Raw genomic sequence first — 18638 nt, forward strand, 5'->3', positions numbered from 1 at the left:
CTGCGGGTGCTCGATGACCGGACGTGAAGTTATGGCACTCAGCCGTCAGGCACGGTTCAACTGGGTACAGTGAGTCTATGGTGGAACAGCCCGTTGAGCCCGAATATCCGGAACACTGGGAGGCCGATGTCGTGCTGCGCGACGGCGGCACTGCGCATCTGCGGCCCATGTCGGCCGCCGATGCGGACGCGTTGCAGGCCTTTCATCTGGCCCAATCGCAGAACTCGACCTACCTGCGCTTCTTCACCTACAAGGCCCGGCTCAGCGATCGGGAGCTGCGCCGCTTCACCGAACTTGACTACCGCGACAGGGTGGCCCTAGTGATCACCAGGCCCGGGGAGATCATCGGAATCGGCCGCTACGACCGGCTCGATGACCCCACCGAAGCGGAGGTTGCCTTCAATATTGCCGACCGTCATCAGGGCCGGGGGCTCGGCTCGATCCTGCTCGAACACCTCGCTGCCGCCGCGCGGGAAAACGGGATCCGCAGGTTCACCGCCGAGATCCTGCCGGAGAACCGGAAGATGCTCACGGTCTTTTCCGAGGCCGGATATGAGGTGCACCGGCATTTCGACGACGGCGTGATTTCGCTGGGCTTCGCCATCGATCCGACGGAAAAATCGCGCGCTGTGATGGAGTCGCGGGAACACCGTGCCGAGGCCCGCAGCGTGGCGGGTTTGCTGGCACCGCGCTCGGTGGCGGTGATCGGGGCAAGCCGGCAATGGGGGAGCATCGGCAACCAACTGCTGGAGCACATTGTGGAGGGGCGGTTCAACGGGCCGGTCTATGCGGTCAACCAGGAGGCATTGGAGCTCTCCGGGCTGATGACCTATGGCAGCATCGGGGCGGTTCCCGGGCCGGTGGATCTGGCCATCCTTGCCGTTCCCTACGCGGAGGTTCCAAAGGTGGTGGCCGAATGCGGCGACGCGGGGGTGAAGGGGCTGCTGGTCGCTACCGCCGGATTTGCCGACGACGGCGCCCGCGGGCTTGCGCGGCAGCGGGACCTGGTGCGGCGGGCCAGAGCGAGCGGTATGCGGGTGGTGGGTCCGGCCTCGCTGGGCGTGGCGAACACCCGGCCCGAAATTTCCCTGAATGCTTCGATGGCACCGGCCATGCCGCGACGCGGCGGCCTTGGCCTGTTCAGCCAGTCGGCGGCCATCGGCGTGTCGCTCTATGCCGCGTCCAGCCGCCGCCGGGTGGGGCTCTCGAGCATGCTTTCGGCCGGCAACCGGGCGGATGTTTCCGGCAATGACCTGATGCAGTACTGGGAAGACGACGAGCAGACCCGCGCCTGTGGACTGTACCTGGAATCTATCGGCAATCCGCGGAAGTTTTCCCGGATCTGCCGCCGGCTGGCCCGCAGCAAGCCCGTCATCGTGGCGAAATCGGATGTGATGGGGCTGCGCCTGCCGCCCGGACACGCGGTCCGGACCACGGCGGCGCCGGGCGGTGCGCTGGACGCGATGCTCCGGCAGGCGGGCGTGATCCGGGTCGAAACGATTGAGGAACTGCTGGACGTCGCGCAGATAGTGGACAGCCAACCGCTTCCCGGCGGGCCCGGCCTGGCCGTTTTCAGCAACTCGCTGGCGCTGGGCAAGGTGGTCGCGGATTCCGCGGTGGCGTACGGGCTCAATCCCGGACCCGTCTCTGCGGACCTGCGGCTGGACAGCGGGCAGTCCGTGGCGCTGCCGGAACTGCGGCGCCGGCTGCTCGGCGCGCTGCAGCAGGACACCGTGCACGCCGCCGTCGTGACGCTGCTGCCCGCGCGGGGGCTTACCGTCGAGGCGATTGCACAGGTGCTCTTCGACTGCTCCCGGGAGTCGGGTAAGCCCGTGGTCGCCGCGTTCACCGGAATTTTGGACCCATCGATTTATGTGGAGGGATTGATCGAACCCGGTCTCCCGTGCTACTCCAACCCGGCGGCCGCCGTCGCCGCCCTCGCCGCCGTCGTCCGTTATGCGCAGTGGCAACAGCGCGAACAGGTGGCCTTCGCCGAGCCCGCCGGAATCGATACCGATGCGGCGGCGGCGCGGCTGGACGATCTGCTGCACGGCGTCGATGGGGACGGGCTGGTCCGCCTCGATCAGCCCACCGCCGCGGAACTGCTGGCACATTATGGGATCACGGTGTTGGAGTCGGTGCCGTTCAGCACCGCTGACGAAGCGGTGGCCGGTGCGGATCGGCTCGGCTGGCCGGTGGCGCTGAAGACGATGGACGCCACCCTGCGGCACCGGTTGGATCTGGGCGGTGTCCGGCTCAATATTGAGGATGCGGCGTCGCTGCGGCGCAACATTTCGCAGATGACCAAGGTGCTTGAACCATTCGGTAGGTTCGCCATGGAAGTCCAAAGCATGGCCGCGGTGGGACAGTCGTGCACGCTGCGGGCGATCGAGGACCCGCTGCTGGGCCCGGTGGTTTCGTTCGGGCTGGCCGGCGACGCTGTTAATCTGCTGGGCGATTGGGCGCATCGGATCCCGCCGCTGACCAGCGCGGATGTGGCGGACTTGGTGCGCTCGCCGCAGGCGGCGCGCAAGCTCTTCGGTTACGAGGGGCTCCCCGCCGTCGATATTGCCGCGCTGGAGGATCTTGCGGCCAGACTTGCGGTACTTAAGGACGAGCATCCGGAAATCGCACTGGTGGAGTTTAATCCGGTGCTGGTCGGCCGGGACGGGTTGCGGATCCTGGCCGCGGATGTGCGGATCGGAAATCCCGCGCAGCGCACGGACAGCGCACGTCGGGCCATGATTTCCTGATCGGTTAGCTTGCGTGCTGCGGATCTGTGAAAATAGAGCTATGAATTCGTTCGGAACGACGGCACATCAGGGCACGCAGGGTCATAACCTCCAGGCCGCTCTGCAGCGGGCCGGCTTTTATCCGCTGCTGGTCTCGGACGTGGTGGAGGACGCTTTGGATGGCCGGGCATGCCTGTCCCATCTGGTGCATCTGGAAACCCATTTCGACCGGACCGAGGTGCATCGGCACATCACCGTGCTGGTGCTGACCGAGGACATGCTGGTGATCACCCATGTTGATGACCAGCAGCTCGACGACGAGGGCGAGCAGATGGTGGCGCAGGTCTCCACCGAATCCGTCCCCGTGAGCCAGATCAGATCCGTGGTGCTTAGCTACGTGTATTCGCAGCCGCAGAACTACAAGCCCTCCGACCCGGTCCGTGAACTCACGCTCTCGATCGCGTGGTCCGGCGGCCAGCGGGTCGATGTCGGCCCGGCGGCCTGCGGGGACCCGCAGTGCGATGCGGATCACGGCTACACCGGCACCATCGCCCAGGAGGACATTGCGCTGCGGATCAGCGCGGAGGCGGACGGGCTGCAGGCCGTCCAGGATGCCAAATCCTTCGCGCGGGCGGTGCGGGCGGTCAATACCAGCAGCGCCGCCCCGACGGACACCGAGCCGCATTCGCTTGAGCGCGGCAGATTTCCGTCCCTGAGTCCGAAGTCCAGCCGTGGACATCACCGGCGCTAAGCGGTGACGTCGACCGCCGGGACAGCAGCGGCACCACCCCCCTACACGCAGGCTCCGCTGCCGCAGCCGCCCGGCTACGGGCGGAACACCATCGGCGAAGTGTTCACCAGCAGCGCGGCGGCACTTGGCGTGCCGGGGTTCGCCAATGCGCTCAATATTCCGCGTGCCCGGCGGATCTGCGTGGTGCTGGTCGACGGGCTGGGTAGGGCCCTGTTGACCCAGCGGGCCGCGCACGCGCCCTTCCTGCGGTCGGTCATGAGCGACGCCGCGGCGCACCACCAGCTGCCCACGCTCAACGCCTCCTTCCCCTCCACCACGGTGAGCTCGCTGACCAGCCTGGGGACCGGCGTCGTACCGGGTCAGCACGGGATGGTCGGGTACGACGTGCTGGACCCCGCGCAGGACAAGGTGGTCAATCTGCTGGGGAACTGGGATGCCGGCGTGGATCCGCTCGCCTGGCAGCCGCACCCGACCGTCTTCGAACGGCTTTGCGGCCAGGTGCCGGTGAGCACCGTCAGCCTGCCCAAGTTCGCCGATTCGCCGATGACCCGCGCGGCGCTGCGGGGCAGTGAATTTGTCGCCGCCGCTTCCCCACACGCCCGCACGGCGGCCGCGGCGGAACTGATGGCGGCAAATGAGAGCATGCTGATGTACTTTTACTGGAGCGCATTGGACAAGGCCGGCCACGGACACGGCTGTCAGTCCGAGGCGTGGGAACACCAGTTGGAGGAACTCGACGCCGCGATGAAGCGGCTGGCGGCCCAGCTTCCGGCGGACACGGTTCTGCTGCTCACGGCCGACCACGGCATGGTGGATGTCCCACCGCAGGCGCGGATCGATTATTCCGCGGAACCGGAACTGGTTGAGCAGGTTCGGCATACCGCGGGGGAGCCGCGAATGGTGCATCTGTACCTCGAACCGGATGCCGGGGAGGGCGCGCTCGAGCGGTTGGTGGCTGCCTGGCTGAAGCGTTACGGCAAGCAGGCGTGGGTCCTCACCCGCGAGCAGGCGGTCCAGGCGGGCTACTTCGGCCCGGTGCGGCCCGAGGTAAGCGGACGGATCGGCGATGTGCTGATCGCGGCAAGGGAACCCGTGGCGTTCTTTGACCTGCGGCGCGTCCGCAGCTCCGCCATGGACGTAGTGGGCCAGCATGGCTCCCTGACCAAGGCCGAACGTGAAGTGCCGTTGCTGCGCATCAGCATGCAGGGCAGGAGCGGGAGCCAGGGCAGGAAAGGCCGGCGTGGCTGAGCTGATCTTCTTTTCCGGCACCATGGACAGCTGGAATCAACCTTGGCACTGCAGATGGACTACAACCACCGCGCCCCCGGCCGCAGCGGGCTGCGATTCAGTAGTAACGACCGCGCCGGGGACTCGATGATCTCCAGCCGGCTGAGGCTGCACAGGGACGTCGTTGAGGTGATCCCGCAGACCGACCTGTGGGCGGAAAACGTCCGACGGCGCACGCTGGGGGAGAGGATCGGCTACCTGATCTGCGACGAGGTGCAGTTCTAAACGTCCGGGCAGGTCGAACAGTTGGCGCGCACGGTGGACGAGATGGACGTGGATGTGTTTGCCTTTGGCATCGCCACTGACTTCCGCACCAGGCTCTTTCCCGGCTCCCAACGATTGATTGAGCTCGCAGACCTGGTGCGGAGCCGGCCAAGGATAGGAGCCTAGCGGGCGTTCCTGCTGGTTGCACTCATCGCGGCGATGCTGCACCGCGCCGGCTAGTCGCCCTTCGTGCCGAACACGATTTCGTCCCAGCTCGGAACACTGGAGCGCTTGGGTTTCACAGCGGCCTTGCGGTCTGCGCGGTCTGGGGTGTCGGAGGACGACGTCGGTGCGGCCAGCGGTTGTGCCGGCAGGTCCCGGGCTGCCGGAGCGGAGCCGGCTGCTGCCGGAGGGGTTCTGGGTGCGGCCGACATCCTGATTTCGCCGGTCTGCGTGCTGACATTGTGCAACGCGATGCTGTCCGGAGCAGGCTCCGCGGGCCGCGGTGCCAGACTGAGGAGTGGGAAGGCGCGGGACCGGCTTTCCGGCCGGCGGGGGGCATCCGACCCGGTTGCCGAGCCACCATCCGCGGAATCCGCGCTGTCCGCGGCGGGCTCCGCCGCATCCGTTGGGGGGGCCAACTGACGCGGATGGGATGCCGGAACGCCGCTGGTGAGCAGCGCCGCCAAGGCATCGTCTTCGTCCTCGTCCACCCCGAGCCGCTGCCCACGCCGGGAGCGGAGCATATCCAGCAGACCGTCGGCGTCACTGTCGGCGTTGGAGGGATCGGCCGCTTCGCCGTCGTCGTCTGCGGTCTCGGACTGCAGCGCTGCCTGGGCCTCAAAATCAAAGGGCCTGTCGGCGACGGCGGTGAGCCGGCGGCCGGGGAGCGGGCTGTCAAGCGGCTCAAGTTCACTAAGCTGCTGCGCCCAGCGGTTGGCGTTGTGGATGGTCTTGCGGCCTGGGCTGAAGGTCCACTGGGCCGGTGCAGGCTCCCCGATGCTGGCGACCGCCCCCGCGCTGCCGGTTTCGGCATCAGCGGCGTTGGAAGCAGCGGCGTTGGCATCAGCGGCGTTGGAAGCGGCAGTGTTGGAAGCGGCAGTGTTGGAAGCGGCAGTGCTGGAAGCGGCAGTGTTGAAATCGGCGGTAACGGTCCAGGTCCCATCCGGGCGACGCCAGGCATCCCACTCGACGCTGGCAGGATCGATGCCGAACGCGGCCAGCCGGTAGGCCACCATCTCGTCAAGGGTAGCCGCATTGTCGCCAAAGGCGGAACGGTACCCGTCATGGGCCGGAACGGCCGCGGACACTTCGACGGCCCGGGCCTGACGGGCAATGAAGTCGCGCTCGGCCTGCACCGGTCCTTCGTACCGGCGGATGTGCGCGAGGTCCAGTCCGGAGGACTCGGCGATCGATTCCACGGTGGCGCCGGCACGGATCTGCATCTGGATGTCGCGCGGAGACAGGCGCGGCTTCGCCTCACCGGTGTCCCGGGGAGTCTGACGGATGGCCTTGGCGGAACGCGAGGCCGCTACGCGCAGCGCCTCGTCAATACGCAGACGGTATATGTCGCCACCGGCACCACTGAGAAGCAGATGTTCGCCGCCATCATGGACACCCACCAACCGCAAATCCTGCATAAGCCCTCCAGCCTCTCACTACATCATGGAAAACTTTGCCACTGAACGCACCCTTTTCCTACTACCGGTGCAGGCGTGGCGTGAAGACATCCGGATCATCGGCCGGTGGAACTGAGGACCGGCGGATCCGCCGTGGGAGAAATGCCGCCGTTGCGGGCACAAATCCAAGGTCCCTGGCGTTTGACCAGACGTGCATCCAAAGATGCCTGATTCGGGTGAGCCGAAAGCGGGTCGCCCGGCCCCTGGACCAGGATCCTCAATCCCGGATCCTTCAACACCCGCCGGTCCGGCAACGTCGGCGGTGCAGGGGAAAATCAGTAACCGAGCAACACCTACCGGAGCGTGAGATAAGAAATTATGGCGACTGACTACGATGCGCCTCGGACGTCCGACGATGAACTCCGTGCAGACTCTATTGACGAGCTGAAAAACCACCGCACCGATACGAAATCGGCCGTGGTGGACGAAGATGAGGCGGAAGCGGCCGAGGCCTTTGAACTGCCCGGAGCAGACCCCTCCGGCGAAGAGCTGCTGGTGACAGTGGTGCCGCCGCAGCCCGATGAATTCACCTGTTCATCCTGTTTCCTGGTCCGGCACCGGTCGCAGATTGCCCGGGAAAACAACGGAATGCTCTTCTGCCGGGACTGCGAAAGCTGAGTACCTGCCGTTCTGCCCGGCCGGCGACGGCGGAGGGCCCGACGTCTAGCCGGCGACGGCGGAGTGCCCGATGCCCGGCCGGCGGAGCTGTAGTAGCGGGACGTTCGTCCGCGGAGGGACGTTTAGGCCGGGGCGGTCAGGGCGGCGACAAGCTTTTCCGGGTGCCTCGTTGATGCCAGCCAGTACGGAGTGCGGTCCGCTTCGTCGGTTATGGCTATTTTGACCACGGGGCCGATCCAGCCGCGGATGCACAGGTATGCCAGTCCGTTCAGCTGCGTACCGCGCTGGGCGGTGGCGTCCTCGCCGCGGAAACCTTCGACGGTGCCAACGAAGCGGCGTTCGATGTTGGCGCGCCCCACCTGCACCGTATCCTCGGTCACCTCGATGCGCGGTGTTGAGGTTAGCAGGAGAATTGCCATGATCAGGAAAAGGGCGGCAGCGGCCAGATAACCGGCCAGCATGCTGATCGGAGCAAGGACCAGAATGCCGGCACCGGAGAGCCCGACGACGACAATCCAGATCCACGGGTTAGGCCAGAGCTTCTCGGAGTAGATGACGGCGGCGGCCGGCGCGGTGTTCATCGCGGAATTTTGGGACATAGCGACAGTTTTTCACCTTTCCCGGATGTTTTCATCTTGGCCGGCACGGTGCGCCGGCCGCGCACGGACCCGTGCCGTTGGTAACCGCTAGAGTGATCTGCTGTGAGCGAAGATAACTTTGAGGTAACTCCCGGGCCGGCCGCCGCACCCGCACCTGCGGGCGGCACCGGGGCGGCACGGCTCCAGGTGCAGCTGAAAATGCTTGATGCTGGGATCGAAGCACCCGGCTACGCCCATCCCGGTGATGCAGGTGCGGACCTGCGGACCCGGCTGGACCTCGTTATTGCACCCGGCGAACGGGTGCTGGTGCCCACCGGAGTAGCGGTCGCCCTGCCGGCGGGGTATGTGGCGCTGATCCACCCGCGTTCCGGGCTGGCCACAAAGCACGGACTGACCATCGTCAACGCTCCCGGCACGGTCGACGCCGGCTACCGCGGGGAAATTGCCGTGACTCTGCTCAATACCGACGCTTCCCACAGCATCAGCCTTTCCCGCGGAGATAGAATTGCACAGATGGTCATTCAGCGCGTGGAGCATGCAGTCTTTATCCCGGTTGTCGAACTGCCGGACTCCGTTCGTGGAACCGGGGGCTTCGGCTCCACCGGCGGATTCAGCTGAGGGCCGTCCACCGCCATTGCCGCCAGGGTCGCGGGACGTCCGGACGAAGACGTGGAATCGCCACGGGAATGAATATTGCGAACATAGTCAAAGGAGATACCTCACGATGGTTTTTGGGTTAGGCAAGAAAAACTCCAAAGGCCCGGGCCGGGCCGATGGGACGCAGGACGACGCGAACACCGTGGCCCCCGCGGAGGATCGGCACGTGAGCGTGAGTGACCCCTCCGACGTCGCCTATGATCGCGCGGTTCACGGACCCTTCGATGCGGATGAAATTTCCACCCGCGACGGTTACCTTGATCTCGGTGCCCTGCTCATCACCCCGTACGACGGACTCCAACTGCGTCTGGAAGTGGAAGAGCGGACCCAACGCGTCATTGCCGTGACGCTGGACCTGGCTGGTTCGAGCCTTCAGCTACAGGCCTTCGCGGCCCCGCGCTCGGAAGGCCTGTGGCCGGAAATCCGGGAGCAGATCGGCCTGTCCGTTGGCTCGCAAAGCGGCAGCATCGAGGAACTTGACGGTATGTTTGGCCCGGAACTCCTGGCCAAGCTGCCCGCCGTGGCGGCCGATGGCAGCCGCGGATTACGGGTGGCCCGTTTTATCGGCGTGGACGGCCCGCGGTGGTTTCTTCGCGGCGTGCTCGGCGGCGACGCGGCCCTGGACCGGGATGCGGCGGCGCCGCTGGAAACTCTCTTCCGCGCCGTCGTCGTCGTCCGCGGTGACAGCCCGCTTCCGCCGCGTGACCTGCTGGCCCTGCGGCTCCCCAAGGATGCTATAGCGGATGCCACCGGACATGTTCCCGCGGAACAGCCCGCGGAGGGCCAGGGCGGCGAGCCGTACCGACGCGGGCCGGAAATCACCCAAATTGGTTAGTTTCCGTGCCTGACCGTCAGCCCGTCGAAGTGCAGGAGGGGACGCCCGTCTGTGCCCTGCCCGCGCGCGGACGTGTCCGCTGCAGCGGTTTTGTCGACTCGGTGACGATCCTTCCACCCGGCCGGGCGCCGGAGTTTTCCGCCATCATCACCGACGTGGATAAATATCTGCTGCCTGTACCGGGCGGCGCCGTCAGGCCGGGCGTGACGGCGAACGGAAAACAGAACCACCGCATCCGGGTGATCTGGCTCGGACGACGGCGGGTGCCCGGCATTGCGCCGGGAACCCGGCTGCGGTTCGAGGGCATGGTCGCCCTGAGGGATGGTCTGCCGACGATGTTCAACCCGCGGTATGAAATTATCGGGAAACAGGAGATCTAGTTGAATAACCCCGAAGACCGTACCCGGCAGCCCCCGTCTCCGCAGCCGCCGTCTCAACCGCCGCCGTCTCAACCGCCGCCGTCTCAACCGCCGCCGTCTCAACAGCCCCCCTCTCAACCGCCGCCGGGTCAAGTGCCGGGATCCCGGCTGCCCGCGGCCCGGCCGGGCCTAGGGAGCGGCGCGGCACCCGATGCTCCGACGCTGGCTGGACTGGCGCGGGAGATGGCCACGAATTCTGGTCTGGAGCGCAAGGACAACGGGCAGATTGATCTGCTGAAAGCCGCGGGGGGTTGGCGCGGCATCGCCGAGAGCGTTTGCCCGGGGCTGGTGTTCGTGGTGCTGTTCACCATCACGGGTGCGTTGAATGTCTCGCTCATTGTCTCGCTGGCCGTCGCTGTCGTGTTCACCGTGGCGCGGCTCCTGAAGCGGGAGACGCTGACGCAGGCTCTCGCCGGCCTGGCGGGGGTGGTCATTTCGGTTTTCATCAGCCGCACCACCGGCGAGGCCAAGGATTATTACGTCCCCGGATTCTTCACCAACGCGGCCTACATGGCGGCGATGCTGATCTCGATCCTGGTGAGATGGCCCGTGATGGGGGTGATCTTCGGCTATGTGCGCAACGAGGGGCTGCGCTGGCGCCAAGACGCCGGACGGATGCGAGCCTACCGGGCCGCCACCTGGATGTTGATCGCCGTGATGGGGCTTCGGCTGGCCGTGCAGCTTCCGCTGTATCTCGCGGACCAGGTGGGTGCCCTGGGCGCCACCCGGCTGATCATGGGGTTGCCGCTGTACGCGCTCGGCCTGTGGTTGGCCTGGCTGATCAGCCGTCCGGTGGCCGCGGAAGACCCCGCTGCGGAACCCGCCAGCGGATCTTCTACTGCCGGGCCGGCTTCCGCGGGGACAACAACGCCCTGAGCTCGTCTTCGGCCGCGATGGTGGTCAGGAAGAACAGCTCATCGCCGCTGTCGATTACGTCGTCGATGCTCGGGGTGATCGGTGCTTCGTCGCGAAGAATGGCCACCAGGGTGGAATCCGCCGGCCACGTAATGGAACCGACTGTGCTGCCGATCACCGCCGCGTCCCCGGGCACGGTGAACTCCACCAGTGAGGAGACCCCGGACTGCAGCGTCAGCAGACGCACCAGATCGCCGATTTCCACCGCTTCCTCAACCAGGGCTGTCATTAGCCGCGGCGTATTCACCGCGACATCAACCCCCCAGGAATCGTCGAACATCCAGTCGTTTTTCGGGTTATTGACCCTACCGACCGTGCGTCCGACACCGAACTCCGTCTTGGCCAGCAGCGAGACCACCAGGTTGACCTTGTCGTCACCGGTTGCCGAGACCACGACGTCCGCCTCTTCGAGTCTGGCTTCCCTGAGCGTACTGATTTCGCAGGCGTCCCCGACCAGCCAGCGCGCACCGCGCAGGCCGCTGCGGCCGATCACCTCCGGTTTCGGATCGATCAGCAGAATCTCGTGCCCGTGCGAAAGCAGCTCCCGGGCGATCGAGGATCCTACGCTGCCGGATCCCACTATGACGACTTTCACTCGGACTCCTTGGCTGGGGCGCTGGCAAGAATGCGGCTGATCTCGGAATTTTCTGCCACCGGCAGCATCACATGAACGGTGTCGCCCTGCTGGTAACTGGTGTCCGCGCGGGGCAGCATGCCCTCGCCGAATCGGGTCAGATAGGCCACCTTGCAGCCGGCGGCCTTTTCGATGTCCAGCACATGTCGGCCGATCCAGCCCGCGTGCAGATTGACCTCGGTGAGGATCAGCCGGCCGGACGGCTCGCGGAAGTCCCCGCTGATGGTGGCCTCCGGCAGAATCCTTCGGAGCACCTGGTCCGCGCTCCAGCGCACGGCTGCGACGGTGGGAATGCCAAGACGCTGGTAGATCTCCGCGCGGCCCGGATCATAGATGCGGGCGACGACGTGCTCCACGTGGAAGGTCTCCCGTGCCACGCGTGTGGCCAGCACATTGGAATTATCACCACTGGAAACAGCGGCGAAGGCGTAAGCGTTTTCGATGTCCGCCTGCTTGAGTGTTTCCCGGTCAAAGCCGACGCCGGTGACCTTGCGGCCGGCAAAGCCCGTCCTTAACCGGCGGAAGGCACGGTCGTCCTGATCGATAATGGCCACCGAATGTCCGGCGTCCTCCAGCGTATGCGCCAACGTGGCGCCGACCCGGCCACAGCCCATGATCACGAAATGCGCCATTGGCCCTCCTCAAGGTGCTTGTTCCGTGACGTTCTTTGCCACGCGGATGGTGAACTCGTTCGTGGACATTATCCGCTGCCCGATACACGCTGACCAACTCGTGCCCACCGGCGCGGGTAACTTGTCAGTCCTGCCGGAGCCTTCGCGCTGGCCGTGCCGTAAAGTGGCGTTGATACTGACGCCAAGGCTGGTCCCTGCCTTGGCCGCATATGAGCCTCAAAGGTAGAACCGTGCTGACTTTTTTCAACGCATTTAAGCGGGTGCTGGTCGGTCGTCCCTTCCGGAACGACAGTCTTGCCCACACGCTCCTGCCGAAGCGGATCGCGCTGCCGGTTTATGCCTCTGACGCGCTCTCCTCCGTGGCCTATGCCCCGGACGAAATCCTGTTGACCCTGGCCCTGGCCGGCGCAGCGGCTGTCACCTTGGCGCCGTGGGTGGGCATTGCGGTGATGATAGTGCTGCTGACCGTCGTCGCGTCCTACCGGCAGAATGTGCATGCGTATCCCTCCGGCGGCGGGGACTATGAGATCGCCAATGTTAATCTCGGCAAGACCGCGGGCCTGACGGTCGCTTCCGCGCTGCTCGTGGACTACGTCCTGACCGTTGCGGTATCCATGTCTTCCGCAGCCAATTACCTGGCCACGGCGGTTCCCGGGATGCACGGGACCCAGGCCTTGGTGGCGACGATCGGAGTGGTGCTGCTGGCTCTGGTGAATCTGCGTGGAATCAAGGAAGCCGGCAGCGTTTTTGCCGTCCCCACCTATATCTTCATCTTCTGTATTCTCGGGATGACGGTGACGGGGCTGATCGAGGCGGTGACCGGAAACCTGGGACGGGCGCCGTCGGCCGCTTTCGATATTGTTCCGCAGTCGGATTTCGAAAACGGACTGGTGGGACTGGCCGGGGGATTCCTGCTGTTGCGGGCATTCTCGTCGGGCGCCGCTGCATTGACGGGTGTGGAGGCCATAAGCAACGGTGTGCCAAATTTTCAGAAGCCTAAGAGCAAGAATGCTGCTACCACGCTGTTGCTGCTGGGAGCGATCGCCGCCGCAATGATCGCCGGCATCCTGTACCTCGCTAGGACAACCGGAGTCCAGATGGCGCAGGATCCGGCGAGTGAATTCAGGCTCAATGGCCAGGCTCTGCCGGACGGTTACGTGCAGAACCCCGTCATCAGCCAGATCGCCGGCACGGTCTTTGGCACAGGTTCCATTCTGTTCTTCATCATTGTGGCCGCCACCGGCGTCATCCTGGTCTTTGCGTCCAATACCGCGTTCAATGGCTTTCCGGTGCTGGCCTCGATCCTGGCCCAGGACGGTTATCTGCCTCGGCAGCTGCGCACCCGCGGTGACAGGCTCGCGTTCAGCAACGGCGTCATCGCCCTGGCCGTGGGCGCGCTGGTGCTGATCATCGCCTTCGACGCCGACGTGACCAAACTTATTCAGCTCTACATCGTAGGAGTGTTCATCTCCTTCACCGCCAGCCAGATAGGCATGGTCCGGCACTGGACGAGACTGTTGCGCACGGTCAATGACAAAGTCTCACGAGTGCGGATGCTGAGGTCGAGGGTGATCAACGGCGTCGGCTTCCTGATGACGCTGACGGTGCTGATCATTGTGCTGATCACCAAATTTGAGCAGGGCGCGTGGATCGCACTGCTGGCCATGTTCTTCCTGTTCATGATCATGCTGAGCATACGGATGCACTACGAGAGAGTGGCCAAGGAGCTGGCCGTGGACGAGGATTCCTCGCCCCGGGCCCTGCCGTCTCGGGTGCACGCGGTGCTGTTGGTGTCGCATGTGCGCAAACCGGTGCTGCGGGCGCTGGCGTATGCGCGGGCGTCGCGTCCCTCCCGGCTCGACGCCATCACGGTGGATCTGGACCCGGTGGAGACCGAGCAGACGATCCAGGACTGGGAAAAGTTGGCCATTCCGGTACCGCTGACGGTGCTGGCCAGCCCATACCGTGAAACCATTACGCCAATCATGGACTACATCACCACCATGCGCCGGGATTCCCCGCGTGATCTGATCGTGGTGTACATCCCGGAATATGTGGTGGGTAAATGGTGGGAGCAGCTGGTGCATAACCAGACGGCGCTGCGGATCAAGACGCGGCTGCATTTCCAGCCGGGCGTGATGGTGGCCAGCGTGCCGTGGCAGCTGAAATCCTCCGAAGACTCACAGAAATTTCAGGACTTACACTGATGCCAGGAGCACGACCGGTGAATAATCTGCAGACGCTGACCCTCACCTTGGGTCCGGTGGCGCACGGGGGCCATTGCGTGGCCCGGCACGAGGGTCGGGTGATATTTGTCCGGCACGGCATTCCGGGCGAAGTGGTGCGGGTTGCGTTGACCGAGCACGACGACGACGCATCATTTTGGCGCGCGGATGTCACCGACGTGCTGGAAGCGTCCGCGGACCGGGTTCCGCACTTCTGGGCCGAAGCCGACGCCCTCAAGGCGGCGGCCGCCGGGCGGTTGCCCGTCGGCGGGGCCGAGTTCGGGCACATCAGCCGTGAACGTCAGCGCCGGCTCAAGGCGGACGTGTTGGCCGAGCAGCTGCGGCGGCTTGCTGGCATTGACCTCGGTATTGGAACGGGCGACCGAACCGGCGCGAGAGCTGGCGGCGGAACCGGCGGAACCGGTGGTGCAGACGGGGAGCGCGCCGCGCGCAGCGAAAGTTCCGGGTCGGCGCTGCTGACCGCGGGTGTCGAGGATGTTGATTCCGACAGGCCTGCCTCTGGCGGTGCTGACGCCCATGGTGCTGGCCTGGGCTGGCGGACGCGCGCCGGCTTTGCTGTGACAGGGACCACTGACAGCGGCTCTGCCGTGTCGGGCCCTGCGGTCGCTGGCTCTGCCGTCCCCGTGGCTCCCGGCCGGCTCGGCATGCACGCCCACCGCTCGGAGGCTGTCCTGCCGGTCCGTGAAATGCCGCTGGCCTCTGTGGACATCAATGCCCTGCGCCTGTGGGAAATCGATCTGTCAGGCATTGTCCGCATCGAGGTTTCGGCACCGGCCAATGGCTCGGCGCCGCTGGTGCTGTTGGCCACTGATCCGCAGCTCTCCGCCAAGGCCAGGGGACTGGCCCTGAAGCGCATCGCATCGCAGCTTCAGCACCATGCGCCGGGATCGCCGGGCACAGCGGGAACACAGGGAACACAGGGAACACAGGGAACAGGAGCGGGAGCAGCAGCGCGAGCTGCGGATGCGCCGGACTCCGTGGCTGGACCGGCAGCGGCCACCGGCTCGGCCGTCTCCGTCGCGGGCTGGGAACCGGGGAGCGGAGCCCTCACACCCGTCAACGGCCGAGGCTGGGTCTCGGAATCTGCTGCCGGGCATGAATTCCGCGTCAGCGGCGGCGGCTTCTGGCAGATCCACAGACGCGCGCCGGAGGTGCTTACCGGGGCGGCGATGGACTTCCTCACGGGCGAGGCAGACGGGGCCGGCAGCGCGGGGGGCCGCGGCGGAACGGACGGTGCGGACGCGTCAGGTAGGCCGGACGGGCGAGGTAAGACGGGGTATCTATTCCCCGGCGCCGCCGTGGCCGATCTGTACGCCGGCGCGGGGCTGTTTACCGCCTCATTGGCCGATGCAGTAGGGCCTTCCGGCTCGGTACTGTCCGTGGAAGGATCAGTAAGCACCAGCAAGGACGCCCGCAAAAACCTGCATGCGGCGGCCCACGTGGAGATCCAGCGCGACCGGGTGGAGCGGGTGCTGCAGGCGAGGCGTGGTCAGCCCAACAGCCGGTTTGACGCCGTCGTACTGGATCCGCCGCGGGCCGGAGCCGGTAAAACGGTGGTGCGCCAGCTGATCGCTTTGGCTCCCCGCGCCGTCGTCTACGTTTCTTGTGACCCGGCGTCATTCGCCCGGGATGTCGGCTACTTCCGGGCGGCCGGCTGGAACCTGTCGAAGCTGCGGGCCTTCGACCTGTACCCGCACACGCATCATCTGGAGACAGTTGCCCTGCTCACGCCGGGAGCCGGTTCTTGACGCCAGCGCCCGCGGCGAAGCCGGGTCCGTCGGCGAAGCCGGGTCCGTCGGCGAAGCCGGGGGCGTCGGCGAAGCCGGGGGCGACGAAATCCACCCCTCTCACGGCGGGCCCGTCGGCGCGCGCCGCTGCACATCTGGCCGCCCTGGCGCTGGCCCGCGGAGCACTGCGGCCGCTGAACGAGGCCGCGCTGGCGGAGCACGGGCTGGATGCCGCTCAGATCCAGGAGCGGACCGCCGCCGGGCTGACCAATGCCGTGCCGCACGAGGGCAGCAGGAGCATCTGGCAGATTCTGCGGGCGAACCTTTTCACCCTCTTTAACGGTGTGCTGGGCGCGTGCCTGGTGATCGTCCTACTGGTGGGGGACCCGCGCGACGCGCTCTTCGGTTTCATCGTCGTCGCCAACACAGCCATCGGTGTGGTCCAGGAATTCCGGGCCAAACGCACGCTGGACCGGCTGGCGGTCCTGCACGCGCCCAAGGCCCATGTGCTGCGGGCCGATACGGTGCTGGAGCTTAGCGTGGGTGCCGTGCTGCACGACGACGTGCTGGTGCTGCGGGCAGGGGATCAGGTCCCGGCCGATGCGCTCGTGCTCACTGCGGAGGGTCTTGACGTCGATGAATCCCTGCTCAGCGGGGAAGCGGATGCAGTCGTCAAGAACGCCGGGGACGAGGTCCTCTCCGGCTCGTCCGTCGTGGCCGGGTCCGGGACGGCGCGGGTGATCCGGGCCGGAGCGGAGTCCTATGCCAGCAAGCTGACGGCGGAGGCGAAGCGTTTTTCGCTGGTCAACTCGGAAATCCGCAACGCGATCAACCGCATTATTGTGTACATCAGCTGGGCGTTGATTCCGATTGTACTGCTGGTGATCAACGGCCAGATCCAGGCCCGCGGCGGCTGGGGCCCGGCGCTGGCCTCCGGAGAATGGAAAAGTGCGGTGGTCAGCGCGGTGGCCAGCATTGTGGCCATGATTCCGGAAGGGCTGGTGCTGCTGACGAGTATTTCCTTCGCGCTGGCGGCGGTGACGCTGGCCCGGCGGCAAGTGCTGGTGCAGGAACTGCCCGCGGTTGAGGGTCTGGCCCGCGTGGACATGGTTTGCCTGGACAAAACCGGAACGCTGACGGAGGGGCTGATCGTCCTCGAGGGCCGGCATTTGCTCGGCGATGCCCCGCCGCCGGGCTGGGAAGAGGCCCTCGGCTATTTCGGCTCGGATGACAACGCCAATGCCACCGCCGCCGCGCTGCGGCCCGAATTTGTCCGCACGCCCGCCGGATCGCCCGCGCGGGTGGTCCCGTTCAACAGCGTCCGCAAGTACAGTGCCGTGGGATTCGATGGTTCTCCCGGCGGTGTCAGCGCTGCCGGCGGTATCAGCGCTCCCGACGACGGGAGGCCGGTCGGTTCGGGCGCCGGCTGGTTCTTCGGCGCACCGGAGATGCTGTTGGACGCGCAGGCTCCTGGCCACGCGCAGGCGCTGGAGCACGCGGCGCAGCTCGCCGCCCAGGGTCTGCGCGCTCTGCTGCTGGCGCACACCCCGTCACCTTTCGCCGTCGAACAGGTCTCCGCGGGCGTGTTGCCGGGTACCCTCACCCCGGTGGCGCTGCTCACCTTTCGGGAGAAGATCCGCTCCGACGCTGCTGAAACGCTGTCCTACTTCCGCGAACAGGGCGTTGCGTTGCGCATTATCTCCGGCGATAATCCCCGCACCGTTGCGGCGGTGGCCCGTGCCGTGGGCTTTTCGGATGCGCAGCACGGGTACGACGCCCGCGGGCTTCCCGATGATGTGGCGGCCATGGGGGAGGTGCTGGAGCGCGAGCACGTGCTGGGACGGGTGTCCCCGGAACAGAAAAAATCCATTGTGCTGGCCCTGCAGGGGCGGGGGTATGTGGTCGCGATGACCGGCGACGGCGTCAATGACGCCCTGGCGCTCAAGAGCGCCGACATCGGCATCGCCATGGGTTCCGGTGCCGCCGCGACGAAGGCGGTGTCCCGGTTGGTGCTGCTGGATGGACAGTTTTCCCGGATGCCGTCGGTGGTGGCCGAAGGCCGGCGGGTGATTGCGAACGTCGAACGGGTCGCTAATCTGTTCCTCACCAAGACCGCCTACGCGGTGATCATTTCGCTGGTGATCGGACTGCTGCTGTGGCAGTACCCCTTCCTGCCCCGTCAGCTTTCCATCGTCAGTTCGCTCACGATCGGCATCCCGGCGTTCTTCCTGGCGCTGCTGCCCAATAAGCGCCGCTACCAACCAGGGTTCCTGCGGCGCTGCCTGATGTTTTCCGTCCCCGCGGGAGTGATCATCAGTGCGTGCATCCTGTCGGTGTACGGCTACTCACGCGCCTTCGCGGACCCGGCGCTTGATCCCGGGGCCCAGGTCCAGGCCGGCCAGACGGCGACAACGGTCACGGTCCTGCTGGTGGCCCTGTGGGTGCTCTCGGCACTGGCCCGGCCGTTCGATAAGTGGCGGGCGCTGCTGCTGGTGGCCCTGATCCTGGTGCTGGCCCTGATCCTTGCAGTTCCCTTCGGGCGGGCCGTCTTCGCCCTGCAGATTCCAGGCGGCCGGCTGCTGGCGGCTACGATGGGAGTAGTAGTACTGGGCTGCACGGCGATCGAATTCTTGTACCGGTTCCTGAAAAAACGGGGAGCCGTGTCCGAGCGCGAGTAAGGACCTCCTAACTAGCGGGTCAGGC

The 18638-nt window shown here is 66.1% G+C and carries 15 protein-coding genes and 1 pseudogene; 12 read left to right on the top strand and 4 right to left on the bottom strand.

Translation table 11 applies throughout. From position 1 onward, the window contains the following. Positions 1 to 77 precede the first annotated feature (77 nt). From ACLLJI_RS06595 to ACLLJI_RS06610, 4 genes and pseudogenes are all read left to right on the top strand, one after another. The gene (locus tag ACLLJI_RS06595) at positions 78 to 2753 is read left to right on the top strand and encodes a GNAT family N-acetyltransferase (RefSeq protein ID WP_434619371.1); all 2676 of its coding nucleotides are present in this window, start codon (positions 78 to 80) and stop codon (positions 2751 to 2753) included. Positions 2754 to 2793: 40 nt separating this feature from the next. Next, positions 2794 to 3483 carry a DUF5998 family protein gene (locus tag ACLLJI_RS06600; RefSeq protein ID WP_434619374.1) on the top strand — a complete coding sequence of 230 codons (690 nt, stop codon included), beginning with the start codon at positions 2794 to 2796 and terminating at the stop codon, positions 3481 to 3483. Positions 3484 to 3486: 3 nt separating this feature from the next. Next, positions 3487 to 4731 carry an alkaline phosphatase family protein gene (locus ACLLJI_RS06605; protein ID WP_434619376.1) on the top strand — a complete coding sequence of 415 codons (1245 nt, stop codon included), beginning with the start codon at positions 3487 to 3489 and terminating at the stop codon, positions 4729 to 4731. Beyond that, a pseudogene (locus ACLLJI_RS06610) lies at positions 4724 to 5136 on the top strand (thymidine kinase); the annotation flags it as partial. The gene ACLLJI_RS06605 and the pseudogene ACLLJI_RS06610, both read left to right, overlap by 8 nt. 74 nt (positions 5137 to 5210) lie before the next feature. Here ACLLJI_RS06610 and sepH read toward each other — a convergent pair. Beyond that, entirely contained in the window at positions 5211 to 6614 is a 1404-nt protein-coding gene (gene sepH, locus ACLLJI_RS06615; protein ID WP_434619379.1) for a septation protein SepH, read from the bottom strand. A gap of 357 nt (positions 6615 to 6971) precedes the next feature. Between sepH and ACLLJI_RS06620 the strand changes: the two genes are divergently transcribed. Then, positions 6972 to 7271 (top strand): DUF4193 domain-containing protein, encoded by a 300-nt coding sequence (locus tag ACLLJI_RS06620; RefSeq protein ID WP_283561255.1) that lies wholly within the window; start codon positions 6972 to 6974, stop codon positions 7269 to 7271. A gap of 122 nt (positions 7272 to 7393) precedes the next feature. Here ACLLJI_RS06620 and ACLLJI_RS06625 read toward each other — a convergent pair whose 3' ends face one another. Continuing rightward, entirely contained in the window at positions 7394 to 7870 is a 477-nt protein-coding gene (locus tag ACLLJI_RS06625; RefSeq protein WP_283561254.1) for a DUF3093 domain-containing protein, read from the bottom strand. A gap of 186 nt (positions 7871 to 8056) precedes the next feature. Between ACLLJI_RS06625 and dut the strand changes: the two genes are divergently transcribed. The 4 genes from dut to ACLLJI_RS06645 all read left to right on the top strand — a co-directional run bounded on the left by dut (position 8057) and on the right by ACLLJI_RS06645 (position 10657). Continuing rightward, positions 8057 to 8488 (top strand): dUTP diphosphatase, encoded by a 432-nt coding sequence (gene dut / locus ACLLJI_RS06630; RefSeq protein ID WP_434621304.1) that lies wholly within the window; start codon positions 8057 to 8059, stop codon positions 8486 to 8488. A 106-nt stretch (positions 8489 to 8594) separates the two neighbouring features. Further along, on the top strand, positions 8595 to 9362 hold the full coding sequence (locus tag ACLLJI_RS06635; RefSeq protein ID WP_434619384.1) for a DUF3710 domain-containing protein: 768 nt from the start codon (positions 8595 to 8597) through the stop codon (positions 9360 to 9362). Positions 9363 to 9367: 5 nt separating this feature from the next. Then, positions 9368 to 9742 (top strand): hypothetical protein, encoded by a 375-nt coding sequence (locus tag ACLLJI_RS06640; protein ID WP_434619387.1) that lies wholly within the window; start codon positions 9368 to 9370, stop codon positions 9740 to 9742. A gap of 222 nt (positions 9743 to 9964) precedes the next feature. After that, positions 9965 to 10657 (top strand): DUF3159 domain-containing protein, encoded by a 693-nt coding sequence (locus ACLLJI_RS06645; protein ID WP_434619390.1) that lies wholly within the window; start codon positions 9965 to 9967, stop codon positions 10655 to 10657. Here ACLLJI_RS06645 and ACLLJI_RS06650 read toward each other — a convergent pair. Together ACLLJI_RS06650 and ACLLJI_RS06655 are read right to left on the bottom strand one after the other, a co-directional pair. Then, the gene (locus ACLLJI_RS06650; RefSeq protein ID WP_434619393.1) at positions 10617 to 11291 is read right to left on the bottom strand and encodes a potassium channel family protein; all 675 of its coding nucleotides are present in this window, start codon (positions 11289 to 11291) and stop codon (positions 10617 to 10619) included. The genes ACLLJI_RS06645 and ACLLJI_RS06650 overlap by 41 nt on opposite strands. Then, positions 11288 to 11962, bottom strand: coding sequence for a potassium channel family protein (locus tag ACLLJI_RS06655; protein ID WP_283561249.1), 675 nt, complete (start codon positions 11960 to 11962; stop codon positions 11288 to 11290). Before ACLLJI_RS06655 ends, ACLLJI_RS06650 begins: the two co-directional genes overlap by 4 nt. 209 nt (positions 11963 to 12171) lie before the next feature. On the opposite strand from ACLLJI_RS06655, the gene ACLLJI_RS06660 reads away from it, so the two are divergent. From ACLLJI_RS06660 to ACLLJI_RS06670, 3 genes are read left to right on the top strand one after another with little or no spacing between them, the layout of a single operon-like run. Next, positions 12172 to 14169: an APC family permease gene (locus tag ACLLJI_RS06660; protein WP_434619397.1), complete on the top strand. Its 1998-nt coding sequence runs from the start codon at positions 12172 to 12174 to the stop codon at positions 14167 to 14169. A gap of 17 nt (positions 14170 to 14186) precedes the next feature. Further along, entirely contained in the window at positions 14187 to 15956 is a 1770-nt protein-coding gene (locus ACLLJI_RS06665) for a class I SAM-dependent RNA methyltransferase (protein ID WP_434619400.1), read from the top strand. Beyond that, positions 15953 to 18613 carry an HAD-IC family P-type ATPase gene (locus tag ACLLJI_RS06670; protein WP_434619403.1) on the top strand — a complete coding sequence of 887 codons (2661 nt, stop codon included), beginning with the start codon at positions 15953 to 15955 and terminating at the stop codon, positions 18611 to 18613. Before ACLLJI_RS06665 ends, ACLLJI_RS06670 begins: the two co-directional genes overlap by 4 nt. Positions 18614 to 18638 lie beyond the last annotated feature (25 nt).

The sequence above is a fragment of the Arthrobacter sp. A5 genome (assembly GCF_051131705.1).
Taxonomy (GTDB): Bacteria; Actinomycetota; Actinomycetes; order Actinomycetales; family Micrococcaceae; genus Arthrobacter_M.